We start from the raw sequence: 22,340 nt of genomic DNA, 5'->3' as shown, positions 1-22,340 counted from the left end.
CAGCCAACTACTTGGTGGTATAGCCGCCATTGATCAGCAGCGTCTGCCCGGTGATCCACCACCCGTCGCTGACCAAGTGGCGAATGAAGGGCACCACATCTTCGATGTGCGTCAGGCCTGTGGGTGTGAAGCCCGAGAGCGCTGCGGCTGTTTTGTGATAAGCCTGAGCCTCGGCACTTTCGGCCGGGTAAAAGAAGCCCGTGTCCATGGGGCCAGGGCCTACGGCCGTGACCGAGATACCACGCGCCCCAAACTCCTTGGCTGCCGCGCGTGTGAAATGTTCCACGGGCGCCTTGGTCCCTGCGTAGGCGGCATAAAACGGCGTGAACGCCCCCAGCAGCGAGGTGACCAAGGTGCAGACCTTGCCATTGTCATTCACGTGTTTGCCGGCTTCTTTCAAGAAAAAGAAAGCCGCTTTGGAATTGACAGCGGTCATTTCGTCATATTCAGCCTCGCTGATGTCCACCAAAGGCTTCTTGAGCACTTTACCCACCGTGTTGATGGCGATGTCGGGACGCCCCACAGCGGCAATGGCTTGCTCAAACAGCTTTGCCATCGCCCCAGCCTGGGTCAGCTCGCCCTGAATGGCCACGGCTTTGGCGCCTGCTTGCTGAACAGCCGCCACCGTGGCATCCGCCTCAGCTTTGCTGGACGCACTGTTGTAGTGAATGGCCACGGCCTTGGCGCCTTGCTGTGCCAAATCACGAGCGATCAAGCCGCCCAAATTTTTACCGCCACCGGCGATGAGTGCGACTTTGCCCCGGATGGAATGATCTGCCATGCTGACTCCCTGAGATGGTTAAAAGGCAACACACCATACGGCAGAAGCAGCGCGAAATGCAATGAATTGTTGAATGCCCCACCGATTTTCAGGCCATGGGTCTTGAGCAGCGCGAAAATTTAATCCCAATTGATTAATTGATTGACATTCAATGACAATGACATTCAACCTTCGTGAACGGCAAGGCCTCGAACAGCAGGTTGGAGCGGTCTTATTGGGATCTTCGAAGAGCGCCTCTCCACGCAGGGTTCGTCTCTGGGGAGCATGATCAGGCGTGAGAAACGCCCTGCCTCTTCGCCTCAAGGCATCCCTTGTATTGACCCGATGCAGCGTTGGTAGCAATATGCGGTCACGAATCCCACAGCCGCTTACAGCACCTGTTTGAACAGATGTGGACCTTCCAAGGACGCTCCTCACCCTGATGCCAGGTTGATGGGGAGAACCCGAGTCGCTGACTTCGGCCTCAACGTCTGCACCAGCCACGCATGGCCAAGGCTGGTCGCCAAGCCACAGCACCTTGTGCGCCATGTTCCAGCGTTGGATTCGGCTCTTGCCAAATACCCCGTATTTGAAACTGTCCTGATCGCCACAACGCCACCCGACGAGGGGCCCATGGGACACACCACACACGACGCCAACGATTAGCGTGGCCTGCCATGGCTCATGGCGAGCCGCAGCGATCGTGACGCGTGGTTCTCCCGCACATCGTCAGCTTGACTGTGGTCGTCAGGTCTGGCCCCCTCAGCAAGTCACCAGCACAACGGCCGGTCGCCGTTCGACCCCACACCGACAGCATCCGCCCCAATCGCGTGACAGCCGATTGCACCGGACGCCGTCCGATCCGACCTCGCGGACTTCGAGGGACTTCAAACGACCATCATCATGAAAAACGTCATTCTTTTCCTGACGGCACTGGTCACCATCTGCAATGCGGCCAGCGCCGCTCCCGGCAACAACGGAGGCGGTAACGGAGGCTGTGGCGTGGGGCAGCAGACCAATGGTTGCGGCACCCCACCTCCTCCGCCCTCACCCCCTCCCTCGCCTCCTCCAGGCACCACAAACCATGGCGGCGCAGGCGGTAGCGGCACCGGCGTGGGTGTGGGCATAGGGGTTGGAATCGGCCAGGGCGGCAACGCCACAGGCGGTAGCGTGCGAGATTCCGGCAACTCCTCGTCCAACTCCGCCGTCATCGGTTCCGGCAACAGCGCCAACCGCAACATCAACGGGGCCTTCGCAACCGGTGGATCCGGCGGCGCGGGCGGTGCGGGCGGCCTGGGAGGATCCGGTGGCGCAGGCGGCTACGGCGGATCCGGCGGTGCAGGCGGCAGCGGCTACGGGGGTGCCGGTGGCTCATCGTCTGCCAACAGTGGTGGCAACACCCTGACCGGCGGTCCACAAACGCAGGCCAACAGCATGACGGTGAACGGCGACACCGTGATGTACGAGGCGCAGGCGCGCAACCCCGTCGCCACCGCCTACGCGGCGCCCTTGGCCGCCAGCAACGGCACCTGCATGGGCTCAACCAGCGCGGGGGCCCAGGGCGTGTCCTTCGGCATTTCGTTTGGCTCCACCTGGACAGATCCGAGCTGCGACATGCGCTACGACGCCGAAGCCCTGCGCGCCGCAGGTCTCCCCGGGGCTGCGCGGGCACGCTTGTGCCAAAAGGCTGAAATCGCCAAGGCGATGGAAGCGGCTGGCACGCCCTGCCCCGGCACCCATGTTGCGACCGCGCTGCCGGCCGATGCCCAACCCGTGGCAACCGACACGCAAGCCGCGCAGCAGTACACGGATCCCATCATCCGTGCGCGGCTGGGCCTGCCACCACTGCGATGAAGCGTTCCCATTGGCCCAGGCCTGTCTCTGCCATGGACAACGCCCCCAGCGCACGGCGTGGCACTCGTCCCACGCCATGGCCCCACTGCACAGCCGCCCTCCCGGGCGGCTTTTTTGCGCCGAGTTGGTCAGGTGGCAGGATTTGGCCGCGCGACCGCCTTGCGTCACAACCGGGCTTCCTTCAGCGGTCATCAGACCTGTCCACGTTGCAACCCGCGGGAGTGCCGTCAGGTCTCCACCACCGTCAACTTGGCCACGGCCAGCGACAGCCATTTGGTGCCATGGCGCGTGAAGCTGACCTGCGCTTTGCCATCGGTGCCGCTGCCCTCCACCGCCAGCACCTTGCCTTCGCCAAACTTGTTGTGGAACACCTGCATGCCCGCGCGCAGCGCCTGCCCGGCGCTGGTCTGCACCGGCGGGCGTTCCAGGGGGGCATTCGTCAGGTTGGGGGCGCTCCAGGCCGGCTGGCCCGGGTAGGCATTCGAGGCGCTGCGCCCGAAACCGCTGTCTTTGCTCCAGGCCGGCATGCGCCCGTACTGGCCGCCATGCGCCAGGCTGGCGCCCACGCCCGACCCGAACCCGCCGCTCTTGGGGGTGAGCCACTGCACGCATTCGCTGGGCACTTCGTCGAGGAAGCGGCTGCGGAAGTTGTAGCGCGACTGGCCATGCAGCAAACGCGTCTGGGTGTGCGACAGGTACAGCCGTTGGCGTGCACGCGTGATGGCGACGTACATCAGGCGCCGCTCCTCTTCCAGCCCCGCCGTGTCGGCGGCACTGTTTTCATGCGGAAACAGCCCCTCTTCCAGCCCCGTGATGAACACCACGTCGAACTCCAGCCCCTTGCTGGCATGCACGGTCATCAGCTGCACCGCGTCCTGCCCCGCCTGCGCCTGGTTGTCACCAGCTTCCAGCGCGGCATGCGTCAAAAACGCGGCCAGCGGCGACAGCGTCTCGCCGGTGTCCAGGTCGACGTAGTCGGGCGCGGGTTGGCCGCCCGGCGCATCGCGCGATTCCAGCATCGCTTGATCCAACGCGTCGCCGCTGAGGCCCTGGCTGGCCAGGCCCTGCGTCAGGGTCACACCCTCGGACGTGGTCGGCAGCGCCGCCTGGTCGGTGTGGAAGCCTTCCAGCCGCACAAACGCCTCGGCCGCCGACGCCAACTCCTGCAGGTTCTCGATCCGGTCGCCGCCATCGCGCTCGCCGCGGTAGTGCTCGACCAGGCCGCTCTGCTCCAGCATCAGGTCCACCACCTCGCGCAGGGACAGGCCCTGCGCCTGCTCGCGCATGACCTCGATCAAGGCCACGAACGACTGCAGCAGCGTTCCGGCCCGGCCGGTCATGCCCTTGGCCGCCGTGTACAGCGGCAGCCCCAGCGCCCGCGCCTGCGTCTGCAGGGCCTCGATGCTGCGTGCACCGATGCCGCGCGCCGGAAAGTTCACCACGCGCAAAAAACTGGTGTCGTCGCTCGGCGTTTCCAGCAAACGCAGGTAGGCCAGCGCGTGCTTGATCTCGGCCCGCTCGAAAAAGCGCAAGCCCCCGTACACGCGATAGGCCAGCCCCGATTGCGCCAGCGCCGTTTCGATGACACGGCTTTGCGCGTTGCTGCGGTAAAGCACGGCGATCTCGTGCAAGGGCACGCCATCGTCGCGCGACAGGTGCTTCATCTCGTCCACCAGCCAGGCCGCCTCGGCCAGGTCGCTGGGCGCCTCGAACACGCGCACGGGCTCGCCCGCGCCCTGCGCCGTGCGCAGGTTCTTGCCCAGGCGCTGGGTGTTGTGGGCGATCAGCGCATTGGCCGAGTCCAGGATGTGGCCATGGCTGCGGTAGTTCTCCTCCAGCTTGATCTGGTGCTGCACGTCGAACTCACGCACGAAGTCGGCCATGTTGCCCACGCGCGCGCCGCGAAAGGCGTAGATGCTCTGGTCGTCGTCACCCACGGCGAACACGCTGCTGCCCGTGCCCGCCAGCTGCTTGAGCCAGAGGTACTGCAGGCGGTTGGTGTCCTGAAACTCGTCGACCAGGATGTGGCGGAACCGACGCTGGTAATGGTCGCGGATCGGCGCGTGGTCGCGCAGCAGCTCGTAGCTGCGCAGCAGCAGCTCGGCGAAGTCCACCACGCCCTCGCGCTGACACTGGTCCTGGTACAGCTGGTAGAGCTCGACCTTCTTGCGCGACTCCTCGTCGCGCACGGACACATCGCCCGGCCGCATGCCCTCCTCCTTGCAGCCGTTGATGAACCACATCACCTGCTTGGGCGGAAAGCGCTCCTCATCGACCCCAAACTGCTTGATCAGCCGCTTGATGGCCGACTGCTGGTCCTGCATGTCCAGGATCTGGAACGTGGCCGGCAGCTGCGCGGCCTGGTGGTGCGCGCGCAGCATGCGGTTGCACAAGCCGTGGAAGGTCCCCATCCACATGCCGCGGATGTTGAGCGGCAGCATGGCCCCCAGGCGCGCCTGCATCTCGCGCGCGGCCTTGTTGGTGAAGGTGACGGCCAGGATGCCGCCTGGCGACACGCGGCCCATGTGCAGCAGCCAGGCGATGCGCGTGGTCAGCACGCGCGTCTTGCCCGAACCGGCGCCGGCCAAAATCAGCGCGTGCGCATCGGGCAAGGTGACGGCGGCGGCCTGCTCGGCGTTCAGCCCATCCAGCAGAGGCGATGGCGCCGGAGACGGCGTGGGTTCCGGCGATGAAAACAGGTCAAAGGTCATGGAAATGGAAACCGCGCCTGGGCGGCGCATGTGGCGCTGATGGCACATCGGCACCCAGTACACCCCGATTTCCGTCATGCAATCAACGGCAACAGGCGCATACTCATCAACACATGCCCGCACCTCAGGCAGCTGGAGGCCTGAGGCCGCAAGGGCGGGGGGTGAGCGCCCATTGTAGGCGTGAGGGTCCGCAGCACCGCAAGCCCCATCCGCTTAGCATCGAGGGCACCCGTGCCACCGCGTCACCCACACGACCTGCCCATGTTGGACGACTACGCCGCCCGCGCCCCTGAATACGATCTGGTGTATGCCAAACCCGAACGCCAGAGCGATTGGCGTGCCATCGAAGCCTGGCTGCCCCCGGTGCTGGGCCAGGGCTCGGTGCTGGAGGTGGCCTGTGGCACCGGCTACTGGACGCGGTGCTTCGCCCCGCACGTGCGCGAGGTGCTGGCCTTCGATGCCAACCCGGCCACCCTGGCCCTGGCGCGCCAACGCGTGCCGCAGGCCTCGGTGCAGTTCGTTCAGGGTGACGCCTATGCGTTGCCGGCCCTACCCACCTTGCCGACCTGCCCGTTCGACGCCTGCTTCGCCGGCTTCTGGTGGTCGCACGTGCCGCGCTCTCGTCTGCCCGGCTTCCTGCGGGGCCTGCATGCCACGCTGCGGCCCGGTGCACGCGTCGTCTTCCTCGACAACCGCTGGGTGGCGGGCAGCAGCACGCCACTGGCCGACACCGATGCCGAAGGCAACACCTTCCAGTGCCGTCGCCTGAGCGATGGCACCACTCACCGTGTACTCAAAACCTTTCCCACACCCGATGAGGTGCGCGCGCAGGTGCACGGCATGGCCAGCGACGTGCAGCTTGACACGTGGCCGCACGACTGGGCCCTCGCGTACCGCGTGAACTGACTCACTGGCCACTCAGGCAGCAGTATTCATCGCCTCTCGTCATTCAAACAACGAGAACCGATGCATACTCTGCTCAGCATTCAACCGGTGACTAGTTCGCTGCCCAGTCCGCCTGCCAGCCACCGCCCACGGCCTGGATCAGCGCCACCACGGCCTGCTGGCGCTGCAGCTGCAGCTGCAGCACCGAGCGGCGCGCGCTGATGGCGCTGGCCTGGGCGCTCACCACCTCGGTGTAGTCCGACAGGCCGGCCTGGTAACGGTTGAGCATCTGCTGCTCCACGCGCTGGGCGATGTCGGCGCTTTGACGCGTCTGCTCGGTCTGCTCGGCTAGGGTGTTCAACGCCAGCAGCTGGTCTTCGACCTCGCCGACGGCCGTCAGGGCCGACTGGCGGTAGCGCGCCACGGCGGCGTCGTAGCTGGCGCGCGCGGCATCGACCTGGGCCGAGCGCGAGCCCCCGTCGAAGATCGACTGCGCCAGCGACAGGCCCAGCGACCACGCCAGCGCGGGCGCCGACACCAGGCGCGACAGGTTGCTGGCACTGCCGTCCAGGCCGGCGCTGAGTGAAAAATCGGGGAAGTACGCCGCCCGCGCCACGCCGATCTGGGCGTTGGCGGCCACCACGGCGCGCTCTGCCGCCGCCACATCGGGCCGGCGCAGCAGCAACAGCGACGGCAGCTGCACCGGCACGGACGGCAGCGTCTGGCGCCATTCGGCGGAGGGCAGCGTGAAATCGGCCGGCACCACCCCCAGCAGCAGCGCCATGGCGTTCTCGTAGCCGGTGCGCGTGCGCTGCAGCGCCACGCGGCTGGCGCGCGCGCTGGCCAGTGTGGCCTGCGCCTGCAGCGCATCGGTGCGCGCCGCCGTGCCCACGTCGTAGCGGTTTTGCGTGATGGCCGCGCTGCGCTCGTAGCCGGCGATGGTGTCGTCCAGCAGGCTCAGCTCGACATCGGCTTCGCGCAGGGCCAGGTAAGCGTTCACCAACGACCCTTGCACCGACAGGCGCGCCGCCGCCAGGTCGGCTTCGCTGGCCTGCACATTCGCCTGCTGGGCCCGCACGGACTCCTTCAGCCGGCCCCAGAGATCCGGAGCCCAGCTGGCGTTCAGGCCCACGGCCGCCGCATTGCTGGTCGAACGTTCGTCGCCACCGCTGCGCGAGGTGGACACGGTGGCGCCCAGCGTCGGGAACAGGCTGGCCCGCTGGCTGGCCAGCGCCGCCTGCGCCTGGGCCACATTGGCCACGGCCAGGGCCACGTTCTGGTTGGCGGCGTTGGCCCGCTGCACCAGTCCGTTCAGCGTGGGGTCGTCGAACAGGGCCCACCACTCGCCCTGGGCCCAGCGCCCGGCCTGTTCGGTCGAGGTGAAACCGGGCTCGGGCTGGGCCGATTTCCACGACGTGTTGAGGGCGGGCGCCACGTCAGCCAGCGGAGGCGTGAGGCTGCAGCCCGCCAGCAGCGCCACGCTGGCGCACAGCGCGGCCAGGGCGGCGCGGGCCGGCTGACGGGGTGTGAGGTTTAGCCGATGACCGGGGTATCGACCCTTTTCGTTAACGGGGACATCGGCCAACGGCCATACAGGGGGTTTGTTCATGGCAAAAGCAAAGGTTGAACAGCCTTCAGGCAGCGGGCCGGGGATGGACATCGGCGGCGGCCCCGGCGTCGGCGGGGTCGGCCGCCAGATCCCGGGCCAGGTGCCGTTCGTCCGCCTTGCGACGCAGCTTGTCCATCAGCACATAAACCACGGGCGTGGTGACCAGGGTCAGCACCTGGCTGACGATGAGGCCGCCCACGATGGTCACGCCCAGCGGCTGGCGCAGCTCGAAGCCCTGGCCAAAGCCGATGGCCAGGGGCAAGGCGCCCAGGCCGGCGGCCAGCGTGGTCATGACGATGGGGCGAAAGCGCAGCATGCAGGCCTCTTTCACGGCCTGCACCGCCGTCAGCCCGCGCGCGCGCTCGGCGTCGAGCGCGAAGTCGATGATCATGATCGCGTTCTTCTTCACGATGCCGATCAGCAGGAACAGGCCGATCAGCGCCATGATGTCGAACGCCATGCCCAGGGCCAGCAAGGCCAGCAAGGCGCCCACCCCGGCCGACGGCAAGGTGGTGAGCACGGTGATGGGGTGGATCAGCGATTCGTAGAGGATGCCCAGCACGATGTAGACCACGACCAGGGCCGCCACGATGAGCACCACCTGGTTCGACTGGTCGGACTGGGCCTGCCCCGCGATGCCGGCGAAGGCGCCGCGCACGCTGTTGGGCATGCCGATGGCGTTTTCCGCGTCCTGCACGGCCTGGCGGCCCTGCTCCAGCGACACGCCGTCGGCCAGGTTGAACGACAGCGTGACCGACAGCTCGCCGCCGTCGTGGCGCACGCTGTTGGGCGCGGGCCGCTCCGAAAAGCTGGCGAAGGCCGACAGCGGCACCATGGGGGTGCGCGTGCTGGACAGCGCCTGCCCCGTGGAGGCGTTGGCCTGACCCGGGTTGGCCGACACCCGATCGTCGTCGTCCGTGGTGGTGTTGACCTCGAACTGCGCCGGCACGTACACGTCCTTGAGCGCCAGCGGCGATTGGGCGTAGCGCTGCTGCCACTCCATGATGACCGAGTACTGGTTCAAGTCGGCATACATGGTGGCCACCGAACGCTGGCCAAACGCGTTGTAGAGCGCGCTGTTGATGTCGGAGGGCGAGACGCCGAGCTGGTTGGCCAGGTCGCGGTCCACCTTGACGAAGGTCTCCACGTTGTTTTCGGGCCGGCCGCCGTCCACATCGGTCAGGCGCGCGTCCGTCGCCATCTGGTCCATCAGCCGCTGGCCCCAGGTGTCCAGCGTGGCCTGGTTGTCGCTCTTGAGTGTGTACTGGTAGGTGGAGTTGGAACTGCGTCCGCCCGCGCGCAACTCCTGCACCGGGTTCAAGAACACCTGCAAGCCGGTGATCTTGCTCAGCTGGGGGCGCAGGCGGTTGACCACATCCCGCGTCGGCACGGTGCGGCCCTGGCCCAGCGGCTTGAGCGTGGCCGAGAGGAAAGCGCTGCCGCTGGAGCGGCCACCGCTGAAGCCCACCACCGATTCCACGTCGGGGTCGGCATGGATGATCTTGATGGCCTCGGTCAGCTTGGCGTTCATGGCCGTGGCCGAAATGCTCTGGTCGGCCCGCAGGCCCCCCATGAGCTGGCCGTTGTCCTGCTCGGGAAAGTAGCCTTTGGTGATGTGCGCGAACAGGTACACGTTGAGCCCCACCGTCACGACGAGGAGGGCCACCACCAGCCACGGCATGGCCAGGGCCCAGTCGAGCACGCGCGCGTAGCCCCGCTCGATCACCCCGTGGCCCGTGGGCACGCCGTGGCGGATGCGGTGCCAGGCCACGCCCAGCCGCTGGCGCCAGCTCAGGCGCCCCTCCGGCGTCACCAGCAGCTGCCGGTGGCCCAGCTTGAGCAGCAAGGCGCACAACATGGGCGTGGTCGTCAACGAGATGACCAGCGAGATCATCACCGCCGCCGAGAGCGACACGGCAAAGGCCTGGAACAGCGGCCCGGTCTGCCCGCCCATGAACAGCAGCGGGATGAACACCGCCACCAGCGACAGGCTGATGGACAGCACGGTGAAGCCCACCTCGCGGGCGCCGATCAAGGCCGCCTTGCGGCGCGACATGCCGGCCTCCATGTGGCGCGCCACGTTTTCCAGCACCACGATGGCGTCGTCGACCACGAAGCCGGTCGCCACCGTCAGCGCCATCAAGGTGATGTTGTTGAGCGAGTAGCCCAGCGCGTACATCACGGCAAACGTGCCCAGCAACGACACCACCGTGGCCACGGCCGGGATGACGGCCGCGCGCAGGTTGCGCAGGAACAGCCCCACCACCAGCACCACCAGCGCGATGGCCACGACGAGCGTGATCTCGACCTCGTGCAGCGAGGCGCGCACGGACTCGGTGCGGTCGGTGGTCACCGACAGGCTCACGTCCGCCGGCAGCTGCGCGCGCAGCGAGGGCAACAGCGCGTAGATGGCGTCGGTGGTGGCGATGAGGTTGGCGTTCGGGGCCTGCGTGATGTTGACGATCACGGCCGGCTGGCCGTTGAACAGGCCCAGGGTGCGGCTGTCCTGCACGCCATCGGTCACGCGGGCCACGTCGGACAAGCGCACCTGGCCGTTGGCCCGCGACACCACGATCAGGTCGCGGTAGTCGGCCGCCTTCAGGCCCGGGGCCGGCGTCATCACCTGCAGGGCGCGCCCGTCGTCCGTGCCCCCGATCTCGATCACCCCCTTGGGCCGGTTGGCGTTGTTGGCCTGAATCGCGGCCCGCACGTCCTCGCCGGACACGCCCAGGTCGTTGAGCGCGAACGGGTTCAGCTCGATGCGCACCGCCGGCTGCGACCCACCGCCAATCGTCACGTCGCCCACGCCGTCGACCTGCAGCAGGCGCTGGCTCAGCACGTTGTTGACCTCGTCGTAGATCTGGCCCGGCGTGCGCGTGGGCGAGGTCAGCGCGAAGGTGAGGAACGGCATGCCGGCCGGGTTCATCTTGCGCCAGGTCGGCATGGCGCGCAGGTTGGTCGGCAGGTCGGTGCGCGCGGCATTGATGGCCGCCTGCACGTCCCGCGCCGCCGAGTCGATGTCGCGTCCCAGGTCGAACTGCAGCACCACGCTGGTCGAGCCCGTGGAGCTGTTCGAGGTCATTTCGTTGACCCCCGAGATGACGCCGAGGTAGCGCTCCAGCGGCGTCGCCACGCTGCGGGCCATGTCGGCCGGGCTGGCACCCGGCATGCTGGCGCTGACCACGATGACGGGAAAATCGACCGACGGCAGGCGCGCCACCGGCAGCGCGAAGAACGCGCCAATGCCCGCAATGGCCAGGCCAATCGTCAGCAGCAGCGTGGCGATGGGCCGTTCGATGAAGGGCCGGGCCAGGTTCATGCCCGTCCTTCCGGCGCGGCCAGGGCGGCCGGCGCCTGCGATGCGGGCGGCTCGTCGTCATCGGGGGCGTGGCCCATGCGGTCCCACTTGCGGCCCCAGCGGTCGAACCAGAGGTAGATGACCGGCGTGGTGAACAGCGTGAGCAGCTGGCTCAGCACCAGCCCCCCGAAAATGGACACACCCAGCGGCCGGCGCAGCTCGGCACCGTCGCCCCAGCTGAACATCAGCGGCAGCGCCGCCGCCAGCGCCGCCAGCGTGGTCATCAGGATGGGCCGGAAGCGCAGCAGCGCGGCCTGGTGGATGGCGTCCTGCGCGCTCATGCCCTGGTGGCGCTCGGCCTCCAGCGCGAAGTCGATCATCATGATGGCGTTCTTCTTCACGATGCCGATCAGCAGCACCAGGCCGATGATGCCGACGATGTCCAGCGCGTGCCCCATCAGCCACAGCGCCAGCAAGGCACCCACACCGGCCGAGGGCAGCGTGGACAGGATGGTCAGCGGGTGCACCCAGCTCTCGTACAGCACGCCCAGCACGATGTAGACGCAGACGATGGCCGCCAGCAGCAGCCAGACCTGGTTGGACAGCGACGACGCCAGCGTGCCGGCCGTGCCCGTGAAGCTCAGTTTCAGGCTTTCGGGCATGCCGGCCTCTTGGGCGACCCGGTCGATGGCCTGCACCGCGGCCCCCAGCGACACCCCGCTGGCCGTGTCGAAGCTGACGGTGGCCGCCGGGTACTGCGCCACGCGCGTGATCTGCAGCGGCGCCGACTGTTCCTTCACCTGGGCGAACGCCGACAGCGGCGTGGTGCTGCTGCCGCTGGTGCGCACAGGCAGGTCTTCCAGGGTGTGCAGGCTCGCGTCCGCATCGGGCACGGCCTCAAGGATGACGCGGTACTGGCTGGTCTCGGTGAAGATGGTCGAGATGATGCGCTGGCCGAACGCGTTGTAGAGCGTGTCGTCGATGGTGCTGGCCGAAATGCCCAGGCGCGACGCGGTGTCGCGGTCGGTCTGCACCATGGCCGTGGGGCCGCTGGCCCCGGCGTCGGTGGTCACATTGCGCACCTCGGGCGCCTGCCCCAGCAACTCCACCATTTTCTTGGCCCAGGTATTCACTTCCGCCGTATTGACACCCTCGATCTCAAACCGGTACTCGGTGGGGCCACGTTCGCTGTCCACCGTCAGGTCCTGCGTGGGCTGCAGGTAGATGCGGACGCCTGCCACCTGCTGGCCCACGGCTTCGCGCAGGCGACTCATGATGGTTGCCTGGGTGTCGCCCAGCACGCCCTGCGGGCGCAGGTTCACCACCACGCTGCCCTGGTTGAGCATGGTGTTGTTGGCCGCATCCACGCCCACGACGGACGAGACGCTTTGTGTGGCGGCGTCGTCCATCACCACACGCACCACCTGGTTCTGCAGGGTCTGCATGCGCTCGAACGACACATCGGGCGAGGCCACGACCCGCATCTGCAGCTGGCCCGTGCTCTGCGTGGGGAACAGGCTCTTGGGCATCAGCCAGAACAGGAAGGCCGTCAGCGCCAGCGTGGCCAGGGCCACCACCAGGGTCAGCGGCTGGTGGGCCAGCACCCAGACCAGACCGCGGTCGTAGCGGTGCACGATGCCGTCCAGCCCGCGCTGCACGGCCTGGCCAAAGCGGCCATGCACCTCTTCGAGCGAGCGCAGCCAGCGCGCCGACATCATGGGCACCAGCGTGAGCGACACCACGGCCGAAATCAGGATGGTGAGGGCCAGGGTCACGGCGAACTCGCGGAACAGGCGGCCGATCACCTCCTGCATGAACAGCAGCGGGATCAGCACCGCGATCAGCGACACCGTCAGCGACACGATGGTGAAGCCGATTTCGCCTGCGCCGTCGAGCGCGGCGCGCATGGGCTTCTTGCCCATCTCCATGTGGCGCGAGATGTTCTCGATCATGACGATGGCATCGTCCACCACGAACCCGGTGGCGATCGTCAGCGCCATCAGGCTCAGGTTGTTCAGGCTGAACCCCAGCAGGTACATGAGGCCGGCCGAGCCCAGCAGCGAGATCGGCACGGCGATGCTGGCGATGACCGTGGCCTGCAGCGAGTGCAGGAAGAAGAAGATCACCAGCACCACCATGACCACGGCCAGCACCAGCTCCATCTGCACGTGTTCGACCGAGGCGCGGATGCCCTGGGTGCGGTCGGTCAGCACGTCCACGCTGACGCTGCCGGGCAGGCTGTCGCGCAGCGCGGGCAACTGTTTCTTGATGGCGTCGACCGTGGCGATGACGTTGGCCCCGGGCTGGCGCTGCACGTTCAGCAGGATCACGGGCCGCAGGTCGGCGGCCCGGTCCGCGCCGTCGCCGGTGCCTGTGTCGGCCTGGGCACTCGCGCCGCCCAGCACCGCAGCCCAGGCGCCCAGGCGGTCGTTCTCGGCGCCGTTGACCACGCGGGCCACGTCCTTCAGGCGCACGGGTGCACCATTCTTGTAGGCGACGATGACCTCGCCATACTGGTCCGCGGTGGCGAGCTGGTCGTTGGCGTTGATGGTGTAGGCGCGCGTGGGCCCGTCGAAGCTGCCCTTGGCGCTGTTGGAGTTGGCGTTGTTGATGGCGCTGCGCACCGTGTCCAGGCCCAGGTTCATGGCCGCCAGCGCGTCGATGTTGGCCTGGATGCGCACGGCCGGCTTCTGGCCCCCGGCCAGGGTGACCAGGCCCACGCCCGACACCTGGCTGATCTTCTGCGCCAGCCGCGTGTTGACCATGTTCTGCACCTCGGTCAGCGGCAGGCTGTCCGAGCGGATGGCCAGCGTCAGCACCGGCGCATCCGCCGGGTTCACCTTGGCGTAGACCGGCTGCGAAGGCAGGTCGGCCGGCAAGAAGGTGCTGGCGCCATTGATCGCGGCCTGCACCTGCTGCTCGGCCGTGTCCATGCTTTCCGACAGGCCGAACTGCAGCGTGACGATGGACACGCCTGCGGCGCTGGTGCTGCTCATGCGGTCCAGGCCCGACATCTGGCCGAACTGCCGCTCCAGCGGCGCGGTGACCGTGCGGCTCATCACATCGGGGCTGGCCCCGGGGTACAGCGTCTGCACCTGGATGGTCGGGTAGTCGACCTGCGGCAGCGCCGAGATCGGCAGCCACTTCAGGCCCAGCAGGCCCGACAGCACGATGGCCACCATGAGCAGCCCGGTGGCGACCGGCCGCTGAATGAAGAGGCGGGACACGTTCATGGCTGCGGCACCTCAGCGCGTGCCGGGTGCGCGAGCCAGCGCGTCGCCCTGCCCAGCGGCCGACGCCGTAGCGCCGGCGGCGCGAGCCGCGCGGCGCGCCGCAAAAAAGGCCTGCCGCTCGGCCTCGCTCATGCTGGCCAGCTTGGCCGCCACTTCAGGCGGCAACTGCCTGCCACCAGTATCACCCGATTGCCGTTCACCATTGAACGGACGTGAGGCCATACCTTCAGGATGAGGCGAGCGACGATCGGGTGTCGGCGCGGGCGCTGCGGGCGCAGGCGGTGCGGTGGGCGCCGGCACCACGCCGGCCTCGGGCACGGCCGCCGCACTGGCGCCAGCGGCCACGTTCGAGCCGACGCGAGGCGCCGGGCCGCCCGAGCCCGATGCCGCGGCCCGGGGGGCCGACGCCCCAGCGGCCGGGCTGGACGCGCCGTCGCGCGGCGCCGAGGCAGCGCCGCGTGGCCCCATGCCCATGCCCGGCCCGCTGGCCCCGCCGCGCCGGCCACGCATGCCACGGCCCGCACCGCTGGCGGGCTGCGCCGGGTTGGCACTGGCCAGCTGCACCTGGCCACCGTCCTTCACACGGTCGCCGCCTTCGGTGACCACACGCTCGCCCGCCTGCAGGCCTTCGGTGATTTCGACCAGTTCGTTGCTGGCCGTGCCGCGCTTGACCTGGCGCATGTGCGCCGTCTGCGCGTCGTCGACCACGTAGACGTAGTTGCCATTGGGCCCCAGGCGCACGGCGCTCACGGGCACCAGCACCCCCGTGGCCGAGCCCAGGCGCAGGCTGACGTTGACGAACTGGTTGGGGAACAGCTTGTAGTCGGCGTTGGCAAAGCGCGCCTTGGCCTTCACCGTGCCGGTGGCCGTGTCCACGGCGTTGTCCAGGGTCAGGAACTGCCCCGTCGCCAGGGTCTGAACGCGCGCGCGGTCCAGCGCGGTGACGGGCAAAGCCCCGGCGCGCTGGGCGGCCAGCACGTCGGGCACGCGGTCCTGCGGCACCGCAAAGCTCACGTCCACCGGCGTGATCTGGGCGATCGAGGCGATGGCCGTGCTGCTGCCGGCCGACACCAGGTTGCCGGGGTCAACGCCGCGCAGGCCGATGCGGCCGGCCATGGGCGCCGTGATGCGCGTGTAATCCAGGTTGATCTGCGCCGCCCGCTCGCTGGCCTGGTCGGCCATCACCGTGGCCTGCAGCTGCTTGACCAGCGCCGCCTGGGTGTCCACGTCCTGGCGGGCGATCGAGTCCTGCTGCCAGAGCGTCTCGTAGCGCTTGAGCGTCTGCTGCGCCGAGACCAGCTGCGCCTGGTCCTTGGCGGTCTGGCTCTTGGCCTGGGCCAGCGTCTGCTCGTAGGTGCGCGGGTCGATGCGGGCCAGCAACTGGCCCTTCTTCACGAGCTGCCCTTCTTCGAACAGCACCTCCTGCAGCACGCCGCCCACCTGTGCCGTCAGCGCCACTTGCTGCGACGGCACCACCGTGCCCAGGGCCTCGATCACGAGCGGCAGCTCGCCGTGGCGCGCCGTGGCCATGCCCACGGTGACGCCCATGCGCGCGCCCGGGCCCCCTGGCCCACCGGGACCACCCGCTCCAGGAGGGCCGCCTGGGCCACCGGGGCCACCCGGCCCGCGCGCTGCAGCCGGCCCCGCCGACTGGCGCTTGACGAGGTAGTAGCCCCCGCCGACCAGCCCTGCCGTGACCGCGAGCGCCACCAACGTGCCCAGCCAACGCCGCGGACGTGGCGCATGAGGGGCAGCAGAAGGGGCTGGAGCGTGTGCGGGAGGTGGTGTCGCGTTCATGAAGGCGTCGCCGGGGTTGGTGCGGATGAAGGGGTTGGCCAGCCCGCTTCACGCGGCCGGATCGTCCAATGGGTGGCCATCGTAGCGTGGCCGCCCGCAGCCGCCGTGAAGGCTGCTTGAAGTTATGTAAAGGCTGGCCAGGCGCCGCGGCCGACGGCTGGCCTGCCTTCCCAGCGGCTGGCGAACGGATGCCGGACCAGGGGCAATCGATCCAGGCCTGAATGCCAGTGCACCGGTGCATTCGGACGTCACCCGGCTTGTCGCGAGCCGGGCACAGGCGGTGCAGGCCGTCCGCTCATGCACGCACCGCTTCGCCCTTGCCGGTCACGGCGGTAGCATCTGCCGACCCTGGCGCCGGCAGGCGTGGTCACCCCAACGAAGCCGATGTCGAGCCGGTGCTCAAGCCGCCTGCGGCACGGCCGATGCGGCCGGCGCCTGGCGCGCGCGCAGGCACCACAAGGCGATGCAGGCCGTGGTGGCCACCACCACCACCAGCCACAGTGCACCGAGCTGCAGGCGATCCAGGGCCATGCCGAACACAAAGGGGGCGCTGGCCTGCGCCATGCGCGCGGGCACCATCAGCATGCCCTGACGCTGGCCATACCCCTGGGCGCCGAACATGGCCAGCGGCAAGGTGCCCATGGCCACGGTCATGATGCCGTTGCCCAGGCCAAAGATGACCCCGTAGGCCCAGCCGGCCGCGCTGCCGAACAGCGCCAGCACCAAGGCCGCCAGCGGGTAGGCCATGATGGCGATGCGCGCCGACCACAGCGGATGCGCTTCGCGCAGAAAGCTGTAATCGGCGATGCGGCCCAGCACCTGGGCCGGACCCACCAACGCCGCGGCGGCCACGGCGGCGGCGGCCGTGGCGCCGCTCACCACCAGCAGGCGCGGCAGGTGCGACATCATGGACGTGCCGATGAACCACACGCACGAGAACGACAGCGCCATGAGCAGCAGCGTGCCCAGGTTGTCGCGCACGAAGGTGGGCGATTGAGCCGGGCCCGGCGCAGCCGGCGTCTGCGCCGCCGGCACCTCGGCCGGTGGCTGAATGCGTGGCAGCGAGGCATGCAGGGGCAGCAGCACCAGCGCCTGCACGCCAGCCCAGAACAGGCAGGCGTTGCGCCAGCCAACCTCGTGCAGCAAAAAGGTGGTGACCGGCCAGCTGACGGTGCTGGCAAAGCCTCCGAACAAGGTGATGCCCACGATGGCCCGCCGCGCCGCCTGCCCATGCAGGCGCACCACGGTGGCGAACGAGGCTTCGTACAGACCGGCCCCCATGGCCACGCCCAGCAGCAGCCACACCGCGAACAGCTGCCCCGGGGTCTGCACCTGCGACAGCAGCACCAGCCCCACGGCAAACAGCACGTTGGTCGCCATCAGCACCGGCCGCCCGCCCCAGCGATCGATGATGCGCCCGGCCACCGGACCGGTAGCGGCGACGACGAGCAAGGCCAGGGAAAACGCCGCGAAGATGGTGGGGACCTGGGTGCCCAGGCTTTGGGCCATGGACCCCGAGAGGATGGCCGGCAGGTAAAACGCCGACCCCCAGGACAGCGTCTGGCCGATGCCCAGCTTGCAGGTGGTGACCACCAGCCGTTCAGACATGGGTGGCTCCGCGTGGGCTTGTCATGGTGTGCTGCTTTCAGGAAAGCAGCGATTGTGCCGCCGCCCGAGGCCGCCGACAGTCACACGGGCAGCTGACCCGGCCCAGGCGGCCTGGCAGACACCCGCCGCGCCGTCGCAGCTGGTGGGGCTGGCGCCGATTCGGTCCACCCCACATCGCACGCCTCGGCGAGAGCCTTGGCGCAAGCCTTTCACGCCAAGCACCGCCCGCGCGACAGGCCCTCGCGCGTCCCACCAGGATGACGCCCATGGAAGCACGCGTTCGCGCCAGTTTTGCCCGACAGGGCCTGATGACCACGCTGGGTGCCCACCTCACGCTCATCAGCGCGGGCGAGATGCAGATCGCCCTGCCCTTTGCCCAGCCTTGTCACAGCAGCACGGCTTCCTGCATGCCGACGCCACCACCAGCATGGCCGACAGCGCCTGCGGCTATGCCACCTTGACGCAGGCGCCGGCAGACGCCGAGGTGGTCACGGCCGAGTTCAAGCTCAACCTGCTGCGGCCCGCGATCGGCGAACACTTCGTGGCCACGGGCAAGGTGGTCAGCGTCGGGCCGACGCCTCATCGCCTGCGCCTGCGAGGTCCATGCCCTGGCCGGTGATGCGCGTAAGCCGATGGCCTTGATGCACGCCACGATTGCCGTGGTGCCCGGCGCCGCATCCTGAGCGAGAACAAGCCAGTATGCATCAATCCACGTTGTTCAAACAACCAGGATGGACACATACCCACTAAAACACCCAGCTGACCAGGATCACCATGGGCAGCGAGACCACCGCCGCGATGGACGTGACCATGGTCAGGGTCTTCAAGGCGCCCTTGGTGGACAGGCCCAGCAAGCCCTTGAACATCCAGAAGAAGTTGCTGTTGACCTGCACCGCGAACAGCGCGCCCGAGGCGATCGCAAACCCGATGACCACGGGCGAGGTGGGCAGCTGCGACACCACGGGGCCGATGATGCCCGCGGCCGTCAGCGCCGCGACCGACACCGAGCCGATGGCCACGTGCAGCACCGCCGCGATGAACCAGGCCAGCAGGATGCTCAGCAGCACTGGCCCGCCGGCGTCGGTGGCGAACAGCTTGCCCAGCTCGGTGCCCATGCCTGACGCGGTAATGATGGCGCCCAGCGAGCCCCCCACCCCCGTGATCAGCAGGATTTCGCCGCTGGTCTTGAAGCCATCGGTCAAGGCCTCGCTCGTGCGCTCCACGCCGATCTGGCGCCGCGCCATCAGGTAGGCGCCCAGCAGGCCCACGAACAGCGCCAGGTTGGCATTGCCGATGAAGCTCAGCACGTCGTTCGAGATGCCTGCCAGCTTGGCAAAGGCCCCCACCGCGATCATCAGCAGCGGCACGACGATGGGCGCCGTGGCCAGCAACAGGCCCGGGCCGGCTTCGGCAGGCGGCGCCTGGGCGTCGCTGGCCTCGGTCTCCAGCATGGCTTCGCTGGCATCCTCGTCGGTCTCGGGCTTCCAGTACGAGGTGCGCAGCAGCAGGCCAAACAGGCAGGTGGTCAACAGCGCCGTGGCCAGCCCGATGCACAGCCCGCCCACCAGCCACGCCCCCAGACTCACGTTCATCTGCCCCGCAATGAGGATGACCGCCAGACCCGGCACCACGAACACATAGCCCGAGAAGATGCCGGTGCCGATGGCGCCCGCCAGAAACGGCAGGCCATGGCGGCCCAGCAGCGGGGCCGCCGACCTGGCCACGGGCGCGGACAGCACCACCTGCACATCCACGTAGATCGACGGGAAGATGGTGGACATGGCGCCAGCCATGGCATAGGGCAGGCGCCGCGCGCCCACGGCAGACACCAGCGCCTGCACCATGCGCCGGAAGGCGCCCGTGGCATGCAACAGCGAGCCGATCACCACCCCGAAGCCGATCAGCAAACCGACCTTGCCCATGATCTCGCCAAAGCCGCCGGTGATTTCCTTGAGCGTGCCGGTGAACCCCACGCCGCTGGCCAGGCCCAGGTAAAGGCACCCCAGCACCAGCGAAATCACCGGATCGACGCGCAGCCAAATGATGAAGCCAATGACCAGGGCGATGGCCACACAGGTATGCAGAACAACCATGTCGTCTCCTTGCGCTCAGGACGTCGAAACCGATCGCGCGCCCAGTGGCTCAGGCCGGCCATCAAGGCCGCTGCCGCGCAGGCACCCGGCTCTCCAGCGGCCGTGGCTGGTACGCGCCATCGAATGCACAACCGTCGGGAAAGGCCTGCAACACCTCGCGGCAGCCCGCGATCACCTGCTGCACCGTCGGCTTCTCACCGCTGTCCACCCAGCGCAGCAAGGCGTTCATCAAGGTGACGTAGGTGGCATCGGTCAGGTAGCTGTGCGTGCCCTCGGTGGCGTAGGTCTGCACCAGGTGTCCGGCCGTCCCGGCGCGTTCCATTGTGCGCCTGAAGAACGCGTCGAGCTCCACAAACGCGGTGGGGTCGTCGATCCACTTGGTCGTCATCACGGGCACGGGGATGGCCCCGGTGGGGTCGGTGTCCTCGGCAAAGCGCGCGTAGGCCACCGGGTCAGCTGCGTAGCGCTGCACGCCGGCGTTCAGGGCATCGTCGTCGGCCGAGCCCGTGTAGCGCACACCCAGGTTGCCGAACGGGCTGGCCCCGCCGGTGCGCAGGCTGACGATGTCCTGGAAGTGCCGCGTGCCCCAGTTCAGGTGGGCCTGAATGGCGCTCTCGGGGATCTTGATGACCTTGACCAGCGTGTCGATCTTCTGCTGTTGCTCAGCGGTGCGCTGTTCGGCCGGCTGATCCAGCGCCAGGCATTCGGCGGTGCGCGCCGCCACGTTCGCATTGCTGATGCTGGCCCCGGCCGGATAGCCCAGGTTGAGGGCATAGCCTGGCTCCTGCGGCCGCGGGTGGTTGTTGCACAGGTACTGGTAGACCACACGCAGATCGAGGCGGAAGTCATACGAATGCGTGCCGCCCGCCAACACGCCGCTGGTCAGCAGCACCGCGTCGTAGGGCCGCTCACCCACCGAGGCGGCCGTGAACATCTCCGCCCCCTTGGCCGCCACGCCTGCGCCCCACGACTGGCCATGCAGGATGGTGCGCGTGGGCTTGGCGACGTGCGCCACGAAGATGCGGCGCAGCCGCTCGGTGTCTTCGGCTGCCGCACGGACCGCCACCCCGCCCTGCCGGAACGATGAACCGGCCCACGCATAACCGGCGCGCACCATGATGGACCACCGCGTCAGGTCCTCCTCGACACGCGCCATCGTCGCCTCGCCCAGTGCCGGGCCACCATGGGCATGCAGAACCAGCTTGCCCTGCCAGCCCTTGGGCATCGCGATCATGTAGTAGGCGCCCGCCGAATCCTGGCCGCCCAGGCAGCTGGCATCGGCCGGCACGTCGGCCGGGCACTGCATGGGCTTGGGCGCGGCTTCCGTGGTCGGCTCGGCCGGGCTGCCGTCGCCGCCACCGCAGGCCACCAGGGCCAGGCTGAGGGCCGCGCCCACGAACGAGAGGGGGTGAAGGGTCTGCATGCATGGTCTCCTGCTGCCGTCTAGGTTTGTTCTGATGGTCATTCTAGGAAGGGGTCTTCATACTTCCAACACGCCAACACGATGACTTCCATACGCCATGCATATTGAAATGCGCCACCTGCGGTACTTCCTGGCCGCCGCGCAGACCGGACACATGACGCAGGCGGCCGAGCTGCTGGGTATCCAGCAACCGCCGCTGAGCCAGCAGATCAAGAACCTCGAGCGCGAACTGGGGGTGCCCTTGTTCACTCGCCACGCGCGCGGCTTGCGCCTGACGCAGGCGGGCCTGACCCTGCAAAAGGACGCGCGCCGCCTCGTGGACGAATTCCAGGCCATGCAGGCGCACATGCGCCGCTACCTCGACGGCAGCGAGGGCACCGTCTCGGTCGGCTTCACCAGCTCGTCCGCCGCGCACGCCTTCACGCCGCTGGTGCTGCGGCGCTGCCGGCGCAAGTACCCTTCGGTGCAATTGGTGGTGAGCGAAAACCACGCCGCCGCCATCACCGAAGCGGTGGCCAGCGCGCAGCTCGATTGCGGATTCGTGCGCGCCTCGGTGGCCTGGCCCGAACACGTCGTCCAGCACGTGCTGCTCAGCGAACCGATGTGGCTGGCCCTGCCGCGCGACCACGCCCTGCTGAACCTCGGCGGTTCGCGGCGGGCTCCCGCCTCGATGCCGCTCACCGCCCTGCAGGACCAAGCCTTCATCTTCGTGCGCCGCCCCGAGGCCCCGGGCCTGTATGCCAATTTCGAGCAGGCCTGCGCAGCGCGCCAGGTGCGCATCCGTGTCACCGCCGAAGTGGACCGCATGATGACGGCCCTGAACCTGGTGGCCGCCGGTGTGGGCCTGACCATCGTCCCCGAATCCATGCGCTCGGTCCACCGTCACGCCATCACCTTCGTGCGGCTGGACAAAAGCGTGGCCCTCGCCGCCCCCCTCACCCTGATTTACCGTGAGGACGAGGACCACGGCCCGGTGGGCAGCTTCATCGCGCTGGTCAAGCAATTGGCGGTCAGCAAAGCCGAGGCCCTCGCCGCCAGCCCTCACCCGGATCCGACCACCACCGGGTGA

At 68.3% G+C, this 22,340-nt stretch carries 13 protein-coding genes; 4 read left to right on the top strand and 9 right to left on the bottom strand.

What is annotated here, in order from left to right; genetic code table 11:
• Nucleotides 1-7 precede the first annotated feature (7 nt).
• Nucleotides 8-781, bottom strand: coding sequence for an SDR family oxidoreductase (locus CCO03_RS07745; protein WP_087279433.1), 774 nt, complete (start codon nt 779-781; stop codon nt 8-10).
• Nucleotides 782-1,930: 1,149 nt separating this feature from the next.
• Here CCO03_RS07745 and CCO03_RS19560 point away from each other — a divergent pair.
• A complete protein-coding gene (locus CCO03_RS19560) occupies nt 1,931-2,614 on the top strand; it encodes a histidine kinase (protein ID WP_157667558.1) in 684 nt (227 codons plus the stop codon).
• Nucleotides 2,615-2,841: 227 nt separating this feature from the next.
• On the opposite strand, the gene CCO03_RS07735 is transcribed toward CCO03_RS19560, so the two are convergent.
• The gene (locus tag CCO03_RS07735) at nt 2,842-5,325 is read right to left on the bottom strand and encodes a UvrD-helicase domain-containing protein (RefSeq protein ID WP_236904081.1); all 2,484 of its coding nucleotides are present in this window, start codon (nt 5,323-5,325) and stop codon (nt 2,842-2,844) included.
• Nucleotides 5,326-5,586: 261 nt separating this feature from the next.
• On the opposite strand from CCO03_RS07735, the gene CCO03_RS07730 reads away from it, so the two are divergent.
• Nucleotides 5,587-6,231, top strand: coding sequence for a class I SAM-dependent methyltransferase (locus CCO03_RS07730; RefSeq protein WP_087279430.1), 645 nt, complete (start codon nt 5,587-5,589; stop codon nt 6,229-6,231).
• Nucleotides 6,232-6,322: 91 nt separating this feature from the next.
• On the opposite strand, the gene CCO03_RS07725 is transcribed toward CCO03_RS07730, so the two are convergent.
• From CCO03_RS07725 to CCO03_RS07705, 5 genes are all read right to left on the bottom strand, one after another.
• Nucleotides 6,323-7,819 (bottom strand): efflux transporter outer membrane subunit, encoded by a 1,497-nt coding sequence (locus tag CCO03_RS07725; protein ID WP_087284392.1) that lies wholly within the window; start codon nt 7,817-7,819, stop codon nt 6,323-6,325.
• 25 nt (nt 7,820-7,844) lie between these two features.
• Nucleotides 7,845-11,138, bottom strand: a complete 3,294-nt coding sequence (locus CCO03_RS07720) for an efflux RND transporter permease subunit (RefSeq protein WP_087279427.1) — start codon at nt 11,136-11,138, stop codon at nt 7,845-7,847.
• Nucleotides 11,135-14,350 (bottom strand): efflux RND transporter permease subunit, encoded by a 3,216-nt coding sequence (locus CCO03_RS07715; RefSeq protein WP_087279424.1) that lies wholly within the window; start codon nt 14,348-14,350, stop codon nt 11,135-11,137. Before CCO03_RS07715 ends, CCO03_RS07720 begins: the two co-directional genes overlap by 4 nt.
• A 12-nt stretch (nt 14,351-14,362) precedes the next feature.
• A complete protein-coding gene (locus CCO03_RS07710) occupies nt 14,363-15,898 on the bottom strand; it encodes an efflux RND transporter periplasmic adaptor subunit (RefSeq protein WP_236904080.1) in 1,536 nt (511 codons plus the stop codon).
• A 648-nt stretch (nt 15,899-16,546) separates the two neighbouring features.
• Nucleotides 16,547-17,755, bottom strand: coding sequence for an MFS transporter (locus CCO03_RS07705; protein ID WP_087279418.1), 1,209 nt, complete (start codon nt 17,753-17,755; stop codon nt 16,547-16,549).
• 382 nt (nt 17,756-18,137) lie between these two features.
• Here CCO03_RS07705 and CCO03_RS20650 point away from each other — a divergent pair, with 382 nt between their 5' ends.
• Entirely contained in the window at nt 18,138-18,374 is a 237-nt protein-coding gene (locus CCO03_RS20650) for a PaaI family thioesterase (RefSeq protein ID WP_335583038.1), read from the top strand.
• 127 nt (nt 18,375-18,501) lie between these two features.
• Here CCO03_RS20650 and CCO03_RS07695 read toward each other — a convergent pair whose 3' ends face one another.
• Nucleotides 18,502-19,848 carry a GntP family permease gene (locus tag CCO03_RS07695; RefSeq protein WP_087279415.1) on the bottom strand — a complete coding sequence of 449 codons (1,347 nt, stop codon included), beginning with the start codon at nt 19,846-19,848 and terminating at the stop codon, nt 18,502-18,504.
• 61 nt (nt 19,849-19,909) lie between these two features.
• A complete protein-coding gene (locus CCO03_RS07690; RefSeq protein ID WP_087279412.1) occupies nt 19,910-21,271 on the bottom strand; it encodes a hypothetical protein in 1,362 nt (453 codons plus the stop codon).
• Nucleotides 21,272-21,368: 97 nt separating this feature from the next.
• On the opposite strand from CCO03_RS07690, the gene CCO03_RS07685 reads away from it, so the two are divergent.
• Nucleotides 21,369-22,340, top strand: a complete 972-nt coding sequence (locus tag CCO03_RS07685; protein WP_335583037.1) for a LysR family transcriptional regulator — start codon at nt 21,369-21,371, stop codon at nt 22,338-22,340.

Source organism: Comamonas serinivorans, from assembly GCF_002158865.1.
Lineage (GTDB): Bacteria > Pseudomonadota > Gammaproteobacteria > Burkholderiales > Burkholderiaceae_C > Comamonas_E > Comamonas_E serinivorans.
This window is presented reverse-complemented; position numbering and strand designations above follow the sequence as displayed.

Excerpts from the sequence above, each read along its gene's own strand:
- CCO03_RS07695 (WP_087279415.1), bottom strand. The coding sequence starts at position 19,848 with ATGGTTGTTCTGCATACCTGTGTGGCCATCGCCCTGGTCATTGGCTTC.
- CCO03_RS07730 (WP_087279430.1), top strand. The coding sequence starts at position 5,587 with ATGTTGGACGACTACGCCGCCCGCGCCCCTGAATACGATCTGGTGTAT.
- CCO03_RS07735 (WP_236904081.1), bottom strand. The coding sequence starts at position 5,325 with ATGACCTTTGACCTGTTTTCATCGCCGGAACCCACGCCGTCTCCGGCG.
- CCO03_RS07710 (WP_236904080.1), bottom strand. The coding sequence starts at position 15,898 with ATGGGCGTCACCGTGGGCATGGCCACGGCGCGCCACGGCGAGCTGCCG.
- CCO03_RS07690 (WP_087279412.1), bottom strand. The coding sequence starts at position 21,271 with ATGCAGACCCTTCACCCCCTCTCGTTCGTGGGCGCGGCCCTCAGCCTG.
- CCO03_RS07685 (WP_335583037.1), top strand. The coding sequence starts at position 21,369 with ATGCATATTGAAATGCGCCACCTGCGGTACTTCCTGGCCGCCGCGCAG.
- CCO03_RS07715 (WP_087279424.1), bottom strand. The coding sequence starts at position 14,350 with ATGAACGTGTCCCGCCTCTTCATTCAGCGGCCGGTCGCCACCGGGCTG.
- CCO03_RS07720 (WP_087279427.1), bottom strand. The coding sequence starts at position 11,138 with ATGAACCTGGCCCGGCCCTTCATCGAACGGCCCATCGCCACGCTGCTG.
- CCO03_RS07705 (WP_087279418.1), bottom strand. The coding sequence starts at position 17,755 with ATGTCTGAACGGCTGGTGGTCACCACCTGCAAGCTGGGCATCGGCCAG.
- CCO03_RS07725 (WP_087284392.1), bottom strand. The coding sequence starts at position 7,819 with ATGAACAAACCCCCTGTATGGCCGTTGGCCGATGTCCCCGTTAACGAA.
- CCO03_RS07745 (WP_087279433.1), bottom strand. The coding sequence starts at position 781 with ATGGCAGATCATTCCATCCGGGGCAAAGTCGCACTCATCGCCGGTGGC.